This is a genomic window from uncultured Cyclobacterium sp. (genome assembly GCF_963977555.1).
In the GTDB taxonomy this organism is placed as follows: Bacteria; Bacteroidota; Bacteroidia; order Cytophagales; family Cyclobacteriaceae; genus Cyclobacterium.
On sequence record NZ_CAXBPD010000009.1, the window covers coordinates 126,641 to 141,121 of the forward strand.

Annotated in this window: 19 protein-coding genes; all 19 read right to left on the minus strand. The window is 38.5% G+C overall.

Annotation, left to right across the window (positions count from 1 at the left end; all coding sequences use genetic code 11):
* Nucleotide 1: 1 nt before the first annotated feature.
* The gene (locus AAC073_RS13175) at nucleotides 2–562 is read right to left on the minus strand and encodes an ion channel (protein ID WP_339924274.1); all 561 of its coding nucleotides are present in this window, start codon (nucleotides 560–562) and stop codon (nucleotides 2–4) included.
* A gap of 6 nt (nucleotides 563–568) precedes the next feature.
* Nucleotides 569–1,882, minus strand: a complete 1,314-nt coding sequence (nhaA, locus tag AAC073_RS13180; protein WP_339924275.1) for a Na+/H+ antiporter NhaA — start codon at nucleotides 1,880–1,882, stop codon at nucleotides 569–571.
* On the minus strand, nucleotides 1,879–3,207 hold the full coding sequence (locus tag AAC073_RS13185) for an NAD(P)/FAD-dependent oxidoreductase (protein WP_014022538.1): 1,329 nt from the start codon (nucleotides 3,205–3,207) through the stop codon (nucleotides 1,879–1,881). The genes nhaA and AAC073_RS13185 overlap by 4 nt, the downstream gene beginning before the upstream one ends.
* Complete coding sequence (locus tag AAC073_RS13190; protein ID WP_014022539.1) at nucleotides 3,200–3,919, minus strand: lycopene cyclase domain-containing protein; 720 nt, start codon at nucleotides 3,917–3,919, stop codon at nucleotides 3,200–3,202. Before AAC073_RS13190 ends, AAC073_RS13185 begins: the two co-directional genes overlap by 8 nt.
* A 10-nt stretch (nucleotides 3,920–3,929) precedes the next feature.
* A complete protein-coding gene (locus tag AAC073_RS13195) occupies nucleotides 3,930–4,271 on the minus strand; it encodes a DUF5676 family membrane protein (protein WP_244874476.1) in 342 nt (113 codons plus the stop codon).
* A gap of 165 nt (nucleotides 4,272–4,436) precedes the next feature.
* Entirely contained in the window at nucleotides 4,437–4,664 is a 228-nt protein-coding gene (locus tag AAC073_RS13200; protein WP_339924276.1) for a hypothetical protein, read from the minus strand.
* Between the two features lie 21 nt (nucleotides 4,665–4,685).
* Nucleotides 4,686–4,922, minus strand: a complete 237-nt coding sequence (locus AAC073_RS13205; protein WP_339924277.1) for a hypothetical protein — start codon at nucleotides 4,920–4,922, stop codon at nucleotides 4,686–4,688.
* A gap of 4 nt (nucleotides 4,923–4,926) precedes the next feature.
* A complete protein-coding gene (locus AAC073_RS13210) occupies nucleotides 4,927–5,760 on the minus strand; it encodes a universal stress protein (protein ID WP_014022543.1) in 834 nt (277 codons plus the stop codon).
* A complete protein-coding gene (locus AAC073_RS13215; RefSeq protein WP_339924278.1) occupies nucleotides 5,757–6,101 on the minus strand; it encodes a P-II family nitrogen regulator in 345 nt (114 codons plus the stop codon). Before AAC073_RS13215 ends, AAC073_RS13210 begins: the two co-directional genes overlap by 4 nt.
* Nucleotides 6,098–6,310 (minus strand): SHOCT domain-containing protein, encoded by a 213-nt coding sequence (locus AAC073_RS13220; RefSeq protein WP_014022545.1) that lies wholly within the window; start codon nucleotides 6,308–6,310, stop codon nucleotides 6,098–6,100. The genes AAC073_RS13215 and AAC073_RS13220 overlap by 4 nt, the downstream gene beginning before the upstream one ends.
* A gap of 226 nt (nucleotides 6,311–6,536) precedes the next feature.
* Nucleotides 6,537–6,764: a YHS domain-containing protein gene (locus AAC073_RS13225; RefSeq protein WP_157466845.1), complete on the minus strand. Its 228-nt coding sequence runs from the start codon at nucleotides 6,762–6,764 to the stop codon at nucleotides 6,537–6,539.
* Nucleotides 6,765–6,815: 51 nt separating this feature from the next.
* Nucleotides 6,816–7,205, minus strand: coding sequence for a DUF302 domain-containing protein (locus tag AAC073_RS13230; RefSeq protein WP_014022547.1), 390 nt, complete (start codon nucleotides 7,203–7,205; stop codon nucleotides 6,816–6,818).
* 16 nt (nucleotides 7,206–7,221) lie between these two features.
* Nucleotides 7,222–7,530 carry a hypothetical protein gene (locus tag AAC073_RS13235; RefSeq protein ID WP_014022548.1) on the minus strand — a complete coding sequence of 103 codons (309 nt, stop codon included), beginning with the start codon at nucleotides 7,528–7,530 and terminating at the stop codon, nucleotides 7,222–7,224.
* A 405-nt stretch (nucleotides 7,531–7,935) separates the two neighbouring features.
* Nucleotides 7,936–8,799, minus strand: coding sequence for an AraC family transcriptional regulator (locus AAC073_RS13240; protein WP_014022549.1), 864 nt, complete (start codon nucleotides 8,797–8,799; stop codon nucleotides 7,936–7,938).
* A gap of 383 nt (nucleotides 8,800–9,182) precedes the next feature.
* Nucleotides 9,183–9,617, minus strand: a complete 435-nt coding sequence (locus AAC073_RS13245; protein ID WP_339714102.1) for a hypothetical protein — start codon at nucleotides 9,615–9,617, stop codon at nucleotides 9,183–9,185.
* A gap of 146 nt (nucleotides 9,618–9,763) precedes the next feature.
* Nucleotides 9,764–10,420 carry a membrane protein gene (locus AAC073_RS13250; protein ID WP_014022551.1) on the minus strand — a complete coding sequence of 219 codons (657 nt, stop codon included), beginning with the start codon at nucleotides 10,418–10,420 and terminating at the stop codon, nucleotides 9,764–9,766.
* Between the two features lie 250 nt (nucleotides 10,421–10,670).
* Entirely contained in the window at nucleotides 10,671–11,582 is a 912-nt protein-coding gene (locus AAC073_RS13255) for a potassium channel family protein (protein ID WP_014022552.1), read from the minus strand.
* 136 nt (nucleotides 11,583–11,718) lie between these two features.
* Nucleotides 11,719–13,173, minus strand: a complete 1,455-nt coding sequence (locus AAC073_RS13260) for an FMN-binding glutamate synthase family protein (protein WP_339924279.1) — start codon at nucleotides 13,171–13,173, stop codon at nucleotides 11,719–11,721.
* Between the two features lie 11 nt (nucleotides 13,174–13,184).
* Nucleotides 13,185–14,459: an APC family permease gene (locus AAC073_RS13265; RefSeq protein WP_014022554.1), complete on the minus strand. Its 1,275-nt coding sequence runs from the start codon at nucleotides 14,457–14,459 to the stop codon at nucleotides 13,185–13,187.
* Nucleotides 14,460–14,481 lie beyond the last annotated feature (22 nt).

Genomic DNA, 14,481 nt, shown 5'->3' on the forward strand with positions numbered 1-14,481 from the left:
GTTATTGATTTTTAATTGTAGTATGAATGTTATTTATGTTGGACAGTCCGAATACGATCAGCACAAAGCTCTGACCGATCTCCATCATCACTAAAATTTTGGCAGGGGTAGTTATTGGCACAATGTCACCATAACCGATGGCCGCAAATGTTACCACGCTGAAATAAAACGTCTCGAATAAATACTCGAAGTAATTGAAGCTTTCAAAAGGTTTAAAGCCCTTAAAAGAAGATGGATTGGCAGCGACCAGACAGGTAAAGTCTGCAGCATAGGAGAAAATAATGAGCATAACCAGCAGCCCGAAAATCCAGAGAAGTTGCCCGAAAGAATGACATTGTTTAATGGACTTATTGACCTGCCTGAAGGTGAAAAATGTAAAGTAACCGCTCTTAATAAAAGTGAGAAAGATAACAATATAAGGCACCCAACTTAGTGCATGATCTACAAACTGCATAAGATACACGTACACAAGCGCTACTATCGCAACCAACAAAAGAGCCGGACGCATTCGTTTAAGCAGTTGTTTTAAGAAATTACCCGTGTTTATTTTATAAGTCATCATGTATCGTCAGTTAATCACCTGAGCTGCTTTTCCTGATTGTCGAAGAATAATTACACCTATCACACCGGCAAGTACTGAAGCAAATAAAATGGTCAGTTTGGCAATGAATGTATATTCCTCTTTTTGAAAGGCCAATTCCGTGATAAACAGTGACATGGTAAAGCCAATGCCTGCTATCATGGCTACTCCGGAAATGTGTCTCCAGGAAACCTCTTGCTGCAACTCTGCCAGCCCAAGCTTGACTAAAAGCCAACCGGCTCCTAAAATCCCGGTAAATTTCCCTACCAAAAGGCCAAACGTAATACCCATGCTTACCGGGTGACTCAAAATTTCAATTATATCCCCATGGATATGAATACCGGTATTGACCAGGGCAAATATTGGTAGAATGAAAAACCCTACTATGGGCGCCAGGTGATGCTCTATCTTTTGCAAAGGAGTTTCCGCGTCATCTGATTTTTGTTTGATTTCTTCCAAAATCCCAAGTTGTTCTTCCGAGATGAAATTGCCCTTGATGGCTTTTGTTTCTAAAAATTTTAGATGAAGCTTTTGAAGGTTTTTCAGGTAATCCTCTTCCTTGATTTTGACCCTGCCGGGAATCGTAAAAGCAGTGAGAATACCTGCAATCGTAGGATGTACTCCTGAGAAGAAAAATGCCAGCCAAACACCTCCAATCCCGATAAGTGCATAAAACCAGGCTTTACGAACGCCAATATAATTACCGCCAACCAATAGCAGTATGAACAGTACACCGTGAAGTAAATCCACATAAGAAATACCGGAAGTATAGAAAATAGCAATGATGAGTACGGCACCAAGGTCATCAACTATGGCTAGTGCTACCAAAAAAACTTTGAGCCCTGCCGGTACACGATCTCCCAATAATGAAAGCACTCCAATGGCAAAAGCAATGTCTGTAGCCATGGGGATACCCCAGCCGTGCTCGGTAGCAGCATTGAAGTTGAAAATAAGATAAATGGCTGCCGGAACTACCATGCCGCCAATAGCTGCTCCGATAGGCAAAATAGCTTTTCTGAAAGAAGACAGTTTTCCTCCTATAATTTCCCTTTTCAACTCCAGGCCTACCTGTAGGAAGAAGATTGCCATTAAGCCATCATTTACCCAAAGTAGTAAAGTCTCGGAAAGGGAGAATGAACCAACACCTATTGATATTTCGGTGTGAATAAAATCCTGATATGATCCTTGAAAGGGAGAATTGGCCCAGATCATGGCTGCCAGTACCGCTAGAAAAATCGCAATACCGGAAGCTGACTGGTTGTTTACCAGATTATTTAAGGAGTTGTTTAGGCGGGTAATCATTTGGACTCCTCCTTTTCTAAGTCCTTGTTTTTGTACTCCTGGATGATTAGCCGATTGCCTTTGTCATAGGTGAAATAATTCCACACCCAGTTCAGTGCTACCATCAGCTTATTTCGGAAACCGCTAATGGAAAAAAGATGTACTACCGACCATAACAACCAGGCGATATACCCACCAAACCGAAATTTACCCAGATCGGCTACCGCCCTTCTTTTACCGACAGTGGCCAGTGACCCTTTATCCAGATAACGAAATGGTTTTGAATATTCTCTACCCGCAATTCTGTACTTAATCACTTCACCCAGATACTTACCCTGTTGGATGGCCACCTGTGCCACCTGAGGATGGCCTTTGGGTGTTCTTTGGCTGACTACTGCAGCTATATCGCCAATGGCAAAAATATTGGTGTATCCTTTTACCAGCAGGGTGTTATTCACTTGAAGCCTGTTTCCCCGAACAATACTTTCTTCTCCAATACCTTCAGGAAAATCTCCTGTTACCCCGGCAGTCCAGATCAGATTCCTAGCGTAGAGTTTCTTTCCTGAATTTGTTGAGACAGCCGATCCATCATAATGTTCTACTGCTTCCTCAAGCATAACCTGTACGCCCAGCCGGGTCAAATATTTCAGTGCCTTTTCTGAAGCTTTGTCAGACATGGATGCCAGCAATTGATCACCTGCCTCCAGCAGATAGATATCCATTATTTCGGAGGAGTATTCCGGATAATCTCCCGGTAATATATATTTCTTGAATTCTGCAAGGGCACCTGCCATTTCAACCCCGGCAGGGCCTCCACCCACTATAATAAAATTGGTGAGAATGTCTTTTTCATGTTCATCACAGGTGATAGCTGCCTGCTCCAGGTTCTGGATCATGGTATGGCGAATATTCAGGGAATCCTGAATGCTTTTCATGCCCAAGCTCCACTTTTCAATATCGGTCAAGCCAAAAAAATTGGTTTTAGTCCCAGTGGCTATAACCAGGAAATCATAGTCAATGATACCTTTATTGGTTAATACCCGGTTTTGTTTTGCTTCTATTTGCTGAACTGTGGCGTACCTGAATATTGTATTTTTATTACCACTGATTTGTTTGCGAAATGGGAATACGATGCTATCCGGCTCCAGGCCACTGGTAGCCACCTGATAAAATAGTGGCTGGAATTGATGAAAGTTATGTCTATCAACCAGCACAACCTGTATCCTACTTCTCTTTAATGCCTTAGCAAGAGCAAGTCCCGCAAAGCCTCCTCCAATAATGACAAGCCGGGGCATATTGGTTTCCGGTAAGCAAACCATCTCATCTGTATTACAATATTCATTCATAAACATGCATTTTTAAAGGGTGTTCTTGCAATTTTTGCCAGTACAGATGCTCAAACAGGCTTGACAAATACATGCCAAAGGTGAAAGCAAATAGAAGTTCTTCCAGGGGTACTCCCAATATGAGTATATGCGTCAAAGCATCCAGGTTCCAGTAGAGGTTCACATACTCGGGGAAAAATGGTAAGATGCTACCGAAATAAATAAAGTACAACAGGGTAAATAGAAAACCACCGATCCATATCTTGCCTTTAAGATCAGGGCGACAGTATAAGGTGGCAATTGCACCGGTAAACATGGCTATAATGCCACAATAAATATGGTTTAAGCTGGTGAAATAAGCCAGGATGAGAAATACTACCGGAGGAACAAACAAGATATACCGATGCATCCGATGGCGTCTATGCGTGCGTTCTGATGGGTGCATTTCAACGGTTACTTTTTTAAAAACCAACTGATATAGCACTGACCCTATGCCCCCAATCGCAAACGAAAAGATCAGGCTTTCAATATCAAAACCTGTGCTTTTAGCTAAATCAAAAAGTGAAGGAGGATTCCAATATTGAGGAACAAATAATGGTTCTGTCAGGCCAAAAGGCATAGTGATGAGGCTCATTTTGAGCATCACCTTTCTATAATCTTTTCTAAATAAAAAGATCATTCCCCATACTGCAAGAATGATCAAAGACCAAATCAGCCATACATAGTCTATCATCCTTACTAAATCATCGGTATTTTTTATTAAAAGATATATTGTAGACCGTAGCTATGAGTGCGCCAAATAACCAGCCCAGTATGAACATTTCTACCAGTCCGATGAGTGCTTCGGTCCAGGGTACGTCCATTCTGATGATGGGGCTGGTGTCAAGTCCGTGGAGCAAACTGTTAAAAAACAGGATGGTACCTTCACGGCCTACAGTGGCCATCAGTATAATACAGCCCAAGTAGAATACCACACCTGCTACCCCCCAAGCCAATGCGAATTTTTTAATGTTGATGTGTTGCATGATCGTTTTCGTTTTTGGATTGATTTTGCTGGCTTCCGTCATGTCCAGAATGGTCTCCATGACTTCCCAACATAAATAGGTGGCCCACAAAAAATACAATGATGAAAATAAATAGCGAGTTAGTTCCATTAAAGCCGAAAACCGGCAATAAGAAGAGCAGCAGGAAGATGCCCAGGCATCCAACCAGCATCCATATCATATGATTATTTCTCATAGTTTAGTTTTTTAGTGGTGACCAGGATGAATATCTACTCCCATATTTTTTTTATTTCTCATCATTGTTTCTTTGTCCATCATGCCTTCTTTGTGCATCATGTCCATCATCTGTCCCATCATATTGGGTTTACCTTTCATCGTGGTCATCATGTGGGCACACATGGACGAATCCGAGTCAGCCATGTTCATCATTTTGGTCATCATACTATGCATCATATCAGGCTTATCTTTCATCATAGTCGTCATTTGATCATTGTCCTACATCATCGCATTCATCATCTGCTCATTGCCTTTCATCATCATTTGGGTATGATCATCCTCCATCATTTTGGTCATCAATTGTTCAGCGTATTCATGATCGGAAATGATGGTATTAAATATTTCATTTCGGGTGTCATCATTCTCTAACATTGTGCTTACGTCCTGTTGCTGACAGGCAGATAAAGCCGCTATCAGTAAAGTGAGTGTCACCACTGTTTTTAACATATTTTTCATATCGTTATCGGTTAAGGTTAATACTTAGTATAGGTATATCGGCATGGTTTGCCAGGTTTTCGGTAATGCTCTTTCCTATCAGGTTAAAAAAGCCGGTCCTCCCATGTGTAGTTAATGCAATAAGGTCAGCATTTACAGATTCGGAAAACTTTAGAATGCCGCGTTCTTCATTTAGCGAATTGTAGATGTTGGTGGTGCAGGTTCCTCCGCGAGGACAGGTTTCATGAAAAGCATGCATTTTCTCAAGGCTCCTGTCCGTCTCCTCAAATGAAAACGGCACATTGACATAAAGAAGATGCATATTGGATTCGTTGAGATCAGCGAACTTCACCACTGTCTTGAAAGGTTCTTTGACATCTTCTTCAAAATTGGATGCAAAAACCACATTGTTAACGGGCCACTTAGACTTTTCTTTGATGATCAAAACGGGTACAGTAGCATCTCTTAGTACCTTTTGCGCATTCGATCCGATAAACATTTCTTTTGCACCCGATGCACCATGCGAACCCATGACGACAAAATCATGATGGTGGAATGGGATATGTTTGAGAATTTCCTCTCTACCCACATCAAATACGAGAAACTGTTTGCCCTTCAAACCTTTGGTTTCCACTTTATTTACCAGCTTATTAAGCTCGCTCTTCGCATGCCCGATTTCCTTTAATGTTTCGGGAAATCGCTGCTCCTTCTCCTTATCAAGTTTAACCCACGGCACAGGCGTGATTTGTAGGTGCAAAAAATGAATTTCCGCACCTGATTTTTCTGCTATGGCAATGGCAATATCTGCCGCTCGATTAGCTGTTTCTGAAAAGTCGGTAGGTACTAAAATATTTTTCATAAGTCTCTGTTCTCCAAGTCGGGTTCTAATGATTTTACTTTGACCACCTCACTAACCTCTGTGATATAAATAATGCCGTCCCCTGAGTGGGCTGTTTTTCCATTTTGATGTATAATCTCTAGTGCTGTCTTCACTTCCTTATCTGGTAAAACAACTTCCAGTTTTGCTATTTTAGCATGTGAAAATGGGTGCCTCAAAGACGGAAAATCCTTGCGCTCATCCGTGTAGTGCCCTGTTCCCTCTCCTTCAAAGACGGTTAGGCAACAAATTCCTTCTTGACGCAAATGATTTACAATATCAGGTAATCGATTCGGCCTGACGAAAGCTTTTATTTCCTTCATTTTAACAAGGTCTTTTTTATGTCTTCATATTCTTCTTTACTGATTTCTCCTTTAGCGTACCTCTTTTTCAAAAGATCCAATGGAGTTTCCTTTTTCGTTTTTTGCCCTGGTATTTCCCAGGGCGTTGCAAAAATCCAAACGATAAAAATCACCCAAATCACCCACCAGATGATGTGCATACCGCCATAATGTCCTTCAAACCAATGCATAATATTTATTTTTAAATTTTATTAACTTTTAAAATTACAGTATCAAGCCACTAAGGACTTGCACTTATTCAAATTTAGCATATTGCCCCGCTCTCTTTTTTTGAAATCTTGACTTTGATGTATGATATTCTGCTATCAAAACATCAATAGCTTAGTGGTTATAATCACCCAGGATCATAACTGTACCCATACCTACTACCCTCAATCCGGCCATTACAGGAACCCTTCATTTACCACGAAAAAGTCCGGGTCTGCCCCCTAGAGCCATACTGAATTTTTCAGGATTCTTCTTAAATACCTGGAGACATTCTTCACTGTTGAAGTAATACATCTCATCATTATTTGAATACAGAAGTGCTGCATTTACGTCAACGCTATTCTCACAAACAGGATCAGCATGTTTCTTAGATGTCTGGTGATGATGACCCACCGAGCAGGAGGTATTTATGATCATTGTAAACCACGCCAAAGTATATAATATTGCTTTTCTTAAGGTTAACATGACCTATACATTTTGTAAGACATCGAGTAATTTCTGGCGAGTATTCAAAGCCACTATTTCAAGTTCTTCATTGGCAATTGCCTGCATAGAGCTTATCGGGTCTACAACTGACACCTCGATATGACCATCCATAAGATCCTGCACAAACACATTACAGGGTAACATGGTGCCTATTTTATCTTCGGCCTTTAATGCTTTAAATGCGTACTCGGGATTACATGTCCCTAATATCTTGTAGGTATTAAAATCAATGTTAAGTTTGTGTTTCATAGTTTCCTGAACATCGATCTCGGTTAATACTCCAAAACCCTCTCTGCCCAATTCTTTAACCACATGATCTACTACATCCTGAAAAGAACTGTTTTTAACAAGTTTACTGTGATAATACTCCATGAAAAATCTTAATAAATTATAGTGTTAGATCTAATACCAACTGGTGAATATGTACTTTAATATTTTTGCTTTCCGAAAGCCTGTTTTGAAGAAATTCTGCACTAACCTCAAATGTTAACCCAAGCACACATTTGAGGTGTGACCCTCCTTCAATATGTTCCAGGGAACCTATTCCACTTATTGGCAGATCTGACGTTTTATAGTTAAGGGTTGCCCTAAACTCAAAAGTTTTAGGTGAATGCTTGCCTGTATCTATCTTATCTTCACCTTCACCACTTTTTGTGATGTTCAGCTGCCCCGCCAATATAATTTTAGCATCCTCCATAGAGGAAATGACGCGTCCAGAGAATCTACACCGGAATACAAAGAATTGGCGGGAAGGGTCATTTTAAAACAAGCCTCTTTGTAACCCAGTTCTGCAATAGTTCTTGAGAATGCAGGTTGATTACAGAGTCACCAACTGGAACAATCAGCAACACACGGCCATTAGCTGTATGATATAAATCCTGAGCTTTTGCCATATTTACGCTAAAGAAAATCATACATATAATAGCCAATGTGTAAAGTATATTCCTTGTAAAAGAGTCATTTCCCCTTTATGACCGAAATGTTAAAATTGGTTTGATTCATAGCTTTTCTTTTTATTCAGTCTTTATCAAAAATAAGTGGATTAATGCATGATCTTTTTTCGAAATCTTGTCTTTATTGTATGAGAGTAAGGTTATCATTTTCAACCCATTTTTTCACCAGACCCATCTCTCAACTTGTCAGAAAGTCTCCTGAATAGTGCCTTGTTTTGAAGGTTACTATTGTCAATGAGTAGTCCTTTCAAACCATCTTTTGTTTCGATCCCATAAATAACAGACTTACCTGCTGCATCTTCATTTTCATCAAACCGGTAGAACTCTGAAATATTCAATTCCTCAATTTGAAAGCTGGCACACAGATCCTTACATTCCAGGCAATCTTCCTTCCTGTTGAAATTATAGGTGTAGCCTTTTTCTCTTAAGTCGCCCAGTGCTTCAGATAAGTTCTTGTAGTACCGGTTCTCGTTTTTCATTACTTCTTTATAATCAGATACAGAAAGACCGGTAACACGCTTGAATTGACTGGATAGGTAATGGACGGAACTGTATCCGAGCTTAACAGCAATCTCACTTAAGTTCAGTTCATCATACTTTATCAGTTCTTTCACCCTGTCCACTCTTTTGTTTATGTAGTAGGTCTCTATCGTAAGCCCCTCAATTTTTGAAAAAAGCTTGCTAAGAAAATTGTAGTTTTTACCTATTTCGTGTGCCAGAAAATCAGACAACATCACCTCTTTGGTAGATTTTTCAAGGATTTCTATATAGTGTTGAATTCCAAGCTTAATCTGTTCCATCAGGACTTCTTCTTTGTCTTCAAGAAGTTCAAATCCATACGAATTTAATCTGCTGGCTATTTTTTCCTTGCTAAGATTATCTGGCACTTGGATAGCAACATACCCAAGCCGTATCGTTGAAATTAATGCTCCAAGTTCCTCTAATTCATTTTGTACAACCAAAATACATCTTGGGCATACCATATTTTTTATATTAAGAATTAATGTTTTCATCTGTTCAATGGGTTAAACTGAAAATATGCAATCGCCAATATTACTCGTGCTTAAATCACATTAAATCAACAAATTCCTTGCTGTTTTCCTGTGATTGCAATGCCGCTCCATTCAATACTAGGAAGGCTATTACGAATACGATTGCATAATTCGAGTTAATCTTTTTCTAATTCTGAATAGAATCCAGTGATCGCGAAAGTCTATAACCGGTCAAAATTATATTTTTCATTCACAAATGAATGTTTTTAACGATAACTTAAGGCCGAAAATACTTTGCTCTGCATAGAAAAAACGGTTAAGAATAATTGAATAAATTTAAAAATGACGGCAAAGTTTCCGAAACAGGATAACGCAGACTTCACCACCTACTTAACAGATGAATGCTAATTGAGGAAGGATTGAATAAAAATACGAATATGGATACCACTTAAAGGTGGGGGCAGATTCGTAAATAAAAATGGAAGTAATTGTTGATTAAAGGTTTTTTCTTTAAAATTTATTGCAAAAACCTGATAAAACATGTGAAAGACAGGAGTCTCCACAGGCAGTTCTCTTATCTCATATTTGATCAACGAAGCATATAGGTTTTTCACTTCTTCGTCACAGCACTCGTCTTCCTCGCTACCATCATCTGGCTGACTATCTTCGTGATGATGATCATTAGCCACATCATATTGCTCATGCTCCTGGTCTTTTATAGAATGATGATCCGCTTCTTTAACAAAAGTAGGGTAATTTCCCCAAGAAATTAATCCAAAATCACAAAGGGCATCGCAAACAAACACACTTATAAACCCAGCAAGAAGCAGGGTTATCACAATTTGTTTTATATTATGCAATTTCTTTATCAAAACCGTTGGGCATTAAATAATTATAGCATAAAGATCGTGAAAATCAGGTATAAATCAAAAGATGAAAATTATGTAAAAACATGATTATTGTCACTGTTTCGAAGCATTATCCTTCAATGACTATGACTTTCTTCTAAATCAAGGAAATTGCCTTGGGGTCCTACCGCTTCTATATGTACCAATTGAGCCCCATAATGACCTGCACGTGACACAGAATAGCCAGATACAATAAGAAAAAAGGCAACCACTACAACGGCCCAGCGTTTTTGTTTGAAGATAAACTGACTGATGATTTGTGTCACAAAACCAATTATACTTAAGTATATGGTCCAATCGGCCCATAAATCATGCTGTGCGAGCACTTGCTTGGCATGCAAGGTTAAATCATGGGTATGTGGGTGAAAAGTTCTTCCCGAAAGATAGGCTCCCAGTGCACCAAAAAAAACAAGCCCGGTGATTACCCAATCTATTTCTATTTTTAGAAAAAAAACATTCACAAAGGCCAAAATAGCACCAATTAATAATAATACTATAGGAAAATGAACCATGAGCGGATGCAGATTTGGGAAATCATTCAAACTCGCAGTTAGTTTTTTTTCCTCATTTAGGATAGTCTTCTCCTCTGGTGTATCTATAGAATGTGAATCGTTTACTAGCCTTTCAGCGTTGATGGTGTCTTGATGAGCATTTTCCTCATGCTGCTCGCCATCATGGGCCAAAACTGTAAAAAGCGTAAAAGTTAAAAATATTATGGTCCAAAACTTCTTCATATCTGTTGTATTTTATTTACTTATAAATATACCCTTTTTTATAAGTAAGCCCTTTACAAAATCCCATTTAAAATGTATAATATTACTACCTATCTACGACTACCTGGCATTTATTTGGATTCACTTGCCCATCTTAAAATTTCTTCAATATAAGCTCCTTGATCCACTCTCAATCCATTTAAATTACCCTCTTTTATACTACTGGTCTAGGCCCCTTTAAAAGGACAATTTGAGAAGAAAGCTGTAATTTTCAATACATTTCTATTTGATTAAGATGCCAACCATCACTTTTTAATAAATTCTGAAGTTGTTTTCTACGTTTCTTTACCGAATCTTCTCCTTCATTTTCACTATTGCTTTGAACTTTAGGAATAAATGCCTCCCCCATTGAACTTAAATAATTATCAATAGCCTGATTGAGAGGTTTCAGTTTATTTAATGGTTGAGTAGGATCATTTTGAAGGGAGGTAAGCATTGCATTTAGCTCCCACAAGCCAACCGAAAAAGAAGCTTTTTTATCTAAACTATAAAAGTAATGCACCACAGGGTAGGCCAAATGATTCTGATTATGTTGGTTGATCCTATTTCTTATGTTATCTGTGTTTTCATATAAGCAGTTTATCCTTTCATCATAATTATCAAGCCCCATTATGTCGGTAATAGAATGTGCAAGTGACCTTTTAAAAATAACAGCAGAAGACACAGAGATAAGATAGGTCATAGCAGTGGTGATAAAAATAAATCCGGAAAAAGGAAAGAATGCAATAACTATTTGCCAAGTAGACGAACCAGGCTTAAAGTCTCCATTGCCCATAGTAGAAAGTACGTACCCACTGTAGTAAAATTTATCTGAAATAGAAGCCATTTCATGAGTAGAAGTGTTTACAACTGAATCGCTATCGCTTACAAGAAGTAAAAAAAAACCAAGCCACAACCCACCAATCCACCATATAATAAGAGAGAGAATTACCGAAACCCCAGAATAATTAAGCACTTCCCTATTCTTCAGCAAACGGCTTAATTTTAGAAATACTGTCGATATTAGGGCTGATATCATCGATGAAACAAAACCTGCTCCACTTATGGATAGAACTGTAATGAAAAAATCCCATATAATTATTAATAGAAGCAATATTGCAAAAAACAGTATAATTATATTCATCTTCGTTTAATTCTAAATTTTAGTTAAACAAATAGTTAAGGAATGTTCCCATTAGTTTCAAAAGTTGCGTTTATAACTTTTTATGTAAAATATCACTATCAAAAGGATATAATTTGCTTAACAAAACCGTTTCTCGCTAATTCACCTTCCTAGCAATCATAGCTTTGGAAATTTGTTTTATATTTTTGATTCCTGAGGCTCCCAATAATTCCTTCAATCCATTAATTGTATTTTTATGATAATTTGCCACTTTTTGCTTTTTATCACTGATTACGAGTGAAGCAACACGATCAGCCTTCATTGTAGTGATACCCGTAGGGCAGGTATTGAGATTACACTTCAATGACTGTACACATCCAAGGGCGAACATCATTCCTCTTGCACTGTAGCAAGCATCCGCACCTAGTGCCAAAACTTTAAATATATCAAATGATGAAATAATCTTCCCACTGGCAAATAATTTTATTTCTTTTCTTAGACCATACCTAATCAATGTTTGGTTCGCCAAATGAAGGGCTCCATCTAACGGGGAACCAACCCAATGTAATGAGTCCACATTTGCTGCTCCTGATCCCCCCTCCCCTCCATCTATAGAAATAAAATCAGGAAATTTATTTTGATAAGAAAAGGCTTCTATCATAGAATTGAAATCAGATTCTCTTCCTATGCAGAGCTTAATTCCTACAGGTTTTCCCTTAGATAATTGGCGGAGTTTATCCAAAAAGCTAATTAACTCATCGTTTGTTGAAAAAGAACTATGGTAGGCAGGAGAATGAATTTCTGTATGTGCTTTAATTCCCCGGTATTTAGCTATCTCATCAGTATTCTTTTTTGCTGGTAAAATTGCACCGAAACCGGGCTTAGCACCCTGTGAGATTTTTACTTCAATCATTTTAACAAATTCATTTTGACAAATCTGTTCAAACTTTAAATCTTCAAAATCTCCATTTTCACCCCGGCAGCCAAAATAACCAGTACCAAACTGGAAGATGAGGTCTGCCCCATATTCGTTATGATAGGCTGTTAGGCCTCCCTCTCCAGTGTTTTGAGCGAAACCACCAATCTTTGCCCCACCATTTAAGGCAAGCGTTGCGTTCTTGCTTATGGAGCCAAAGCTCATCCCTCCTATGTTTAGAATACTGCATAGATAAGGTTTTTTACACAGTGAACTGCCTACATTTATTCTAAAATTCTCTTCAACATTTTGTTCTGGATATTGTGCATGAAGCATCCACTCTCGCCCAAATCTCTTATATGAACTTTGTGTACCAAAAGGTTGACTTATCAATTCATTGGATGCACGCTTGTAAACTATTTCCTTCTGAATCCAATTAAAGGGTTTTCCTTCAGTTCTATTTAGAAGCAGTACTTCCTGCAATACATGTCTTTGTTTTTCGAGGAAATTAGATAGTCTTCCGAACAATGGATAAGTTCTTCGAATGGTATCGCCCCTTTGAAAAAAATCAATAGTACCCAAAATAATAAGGGGAACAATTAAAAGTGCGAGCCACCAATGATAGGGCTTCCAAATGATTAACAGGACGATAATCAGCAGGAAGATAATAGTTGTAGGAATAAAATATTTTCTCATGGGTCAAATTATCAATTTTCTCTATTATTGCTATTCGTTTTTAAAAGCCATTTCTCATAAAAGAAAACTAAAAGTAGGAAAATCACAGCTACAGCAATTAAAAATAAATCGGTATTACCTTTGTTCCATAAAAAAGCACTTAACACCACAAAGTCCAAGACTATTGTTGTTAAAAGAATGGCTCCATTTGCTTTAATTTCTTTCCTTAAGTGTTTAAATACGCCCCATTGAATAATTACATCCATAATCAGGTACAAAATTGCCCCTAAAGAGGCAATACGACTCAGATCAAAAAAGATAGTGAGCACGATAGCTATTACCACAGTATAAACCAACATGTGTTGCTGGACGTTACCAGGCATCCCAAAGTGACGATGAGGAATCAGTTTCATGCTTGTTAACATTGCTGTCATCCTGGAAATAGCGATAATGGCAATCCCCACGGTAAACCACAAGCCATACTTTCCAAATGCAGGTTTTGATGCTTCCGCCAAAGAGTAATCTTTCGCCTCAATTATTTTAGGAACCGAAAGGTTTATGGATACTGCAAAGGCTACCAACAAATAAACCACTGTGCAAATTATGAGTGAAATCACTATGGCCCTACCTACATTTTTGTGGGGTTTTACAATTTCTTCTCCACTATTGGTAATGGTGGTAAAACCTGCATAGGCAAGAATGGCTAAGGCCAATGCACCTAAGTAGTTAATCGTTGAATAATCGTTTGAAACACCTTTTGGTACAGCTTCTGAGAGTGAAAAGCCTGCTACCCATAATCCCCCAACAGCAAAAATAACGATACCACCAATTTTAACAATGGCCAGAATGAAGGAGACCCTATCGACTACTTTATTACCTAATATATTGATAATAAATACAATCACTAACAAGGAAACCCCTAAGGTAGGGATCCATAGGCTATTTTTACCCACATCAAATAACTGAAGTGTGTAAGAACCGAAAGTTCTAGCTACCAAGCTTTGGTTGATAATCATTGCAAATGCCATTAAAAGAGCAGCAAATGCAGTTGTTAATCCTTTCCCATAGGCTTTATTGAGGTACATGGCGATTCCACCAGCTGAGGGATAGGCGTTTGACAATTTAATATACCCATAAGCACTTAAACCCGAAATAATTGCGCCTACCAAAAATATGAAGGGGAACAATGCACCGGAGAGTTCCGCCACCTGCCCCAATAAGGCAAAAATGGCTGCTCCAATCATAACCCCAGTTCCAAGCGAGATAGCGCCTGTGAGTGATAGGCTGTTATTCTTATATTTACCCATTATAGAAATAAAAATCTTTTCA

Bases quoted from the DNA above. Each gene is read 5' to 3' on its own strand.
- AAC073_RS13175 (WP_339924274.1), bottom strand. From the start codon at position 562: ATGATGACTTATAAAATAAACACGGGTAATTTCTTAAAACAACTGCTT.
- nhaA (WP_339924275.1), bottom strand. From the start codon at position 1,882: ATGATTACCCGCCTAAACAACTCCTTAAATAATCTGGTAAACAACCAG.
- AAC073_RS13185 (WP_014022538.1), bottom strand. From the start codon at position 3,207: ATGAATGAATATTGTAATACAGATGAGATGGTTTGCTTACCGGAAACC.
- AAC073_RS13190 (WP_014022539.1), bottom strand. From the start codon at position 3,919: ATGATAGACTATGTATGGCTGATTTGGTCTTTGATCATTCTTGCAGTA.
- AAC073_RS13195 (WP_244874476.1), bottom strand. From the start codon at position 4,271: ATGGAGACCATTCTGGACATGACGGAAGCCAGCAAAATCAATCCAAAA.
- AAC073_RS13200 (WP_339924276.1), bottom strand. From the start codon at position 4,664: ATGATGAAAGATAAGCCTGATATGATGCATAGTATGATGACCAAAATG.
- AAC073_RS13205 (WP_339924277.1), bottom strand. From the start codon at position 4,922: ATGAAAAATATGTTAAAAACAGTGGTGACACTCACTTTACTGATAGCG.
- AAC073_RS13210 (WP_014022543.1), bottom strand. From the start codon at position 5,760: ATGAAAAATATTTTAGTACCTACCGACTTTTCAGAAACAGCTAATCGA.
- AAC073_RS13215 (WP_339924278.1), bottom strand. From the start codon at position 6,101: ATGAAGGAAATAAAAGCTTTCGTCAGGCCGAATCGATTACCTGATATT.
- AAC073_RS13220 (WP_014022545.1), bottom strand. From the start codon at position 6,310: ATGCATTGGTTTGAAGGACATTATGGCGGTATGCACATCATCTGGTGG.
- AAC073_RS13225 (WP_157466845.1), bottom strand. From the start codon at position 6,764: ATGATCATAAATACCTCCTGCTCGGTGGGTCATCATCACCAGACATCT.
- AAC073_RS13230 (WP_014022547.1), bottom strand. From the start codon at position 7,205: ATGGAGTATTATCACAGTAAACTTGTTAAAAACAGTTCTTTTCAGGAT.
- AAC073_RS13235 (WP_014022548.1), bottom strand. From the start codon at position 7,530: ATGGAGGATGCTAAAATTATATTGGCGGGGCAGCTGAACATCACAAAA.
- AAC073_RS13240 (WP_014022549.1), bottom strand. From the start codon at position 8,799: ATGAAAACATTAATTCTTAATATAAAAAATATGGTATGCCCAAGATGT.
- AAC073_RS13250 (WP_014022551.1), bottom strand. From the start codon at position 10,420: ATGAAGAAGTTTTGGACCATAATATTTTTAACTTTTACGCTTTTTACA.
- AAC073_RS13255 (WP_014022552.1), bottom strand. From the start codon at position 11,582: ATGAATATAATTATACTGTTTTTTGCAATATTGCTTCTATTAATAATT.
- AAC073_RS13260 (WP_339924279.1), bottom strand. From the start codon at position 13,173: ATGAGAAAATATTTTATTCCTACAACTATTATCTTCCTGCTGATTATC.
- AAC073_RS13265 (WP_014022554.1), bottom strand. From the start codon at position 14,459: ATGGGTAAATATAAGAATAACAGCCTATCACTCACAGGCGCTATCTCG.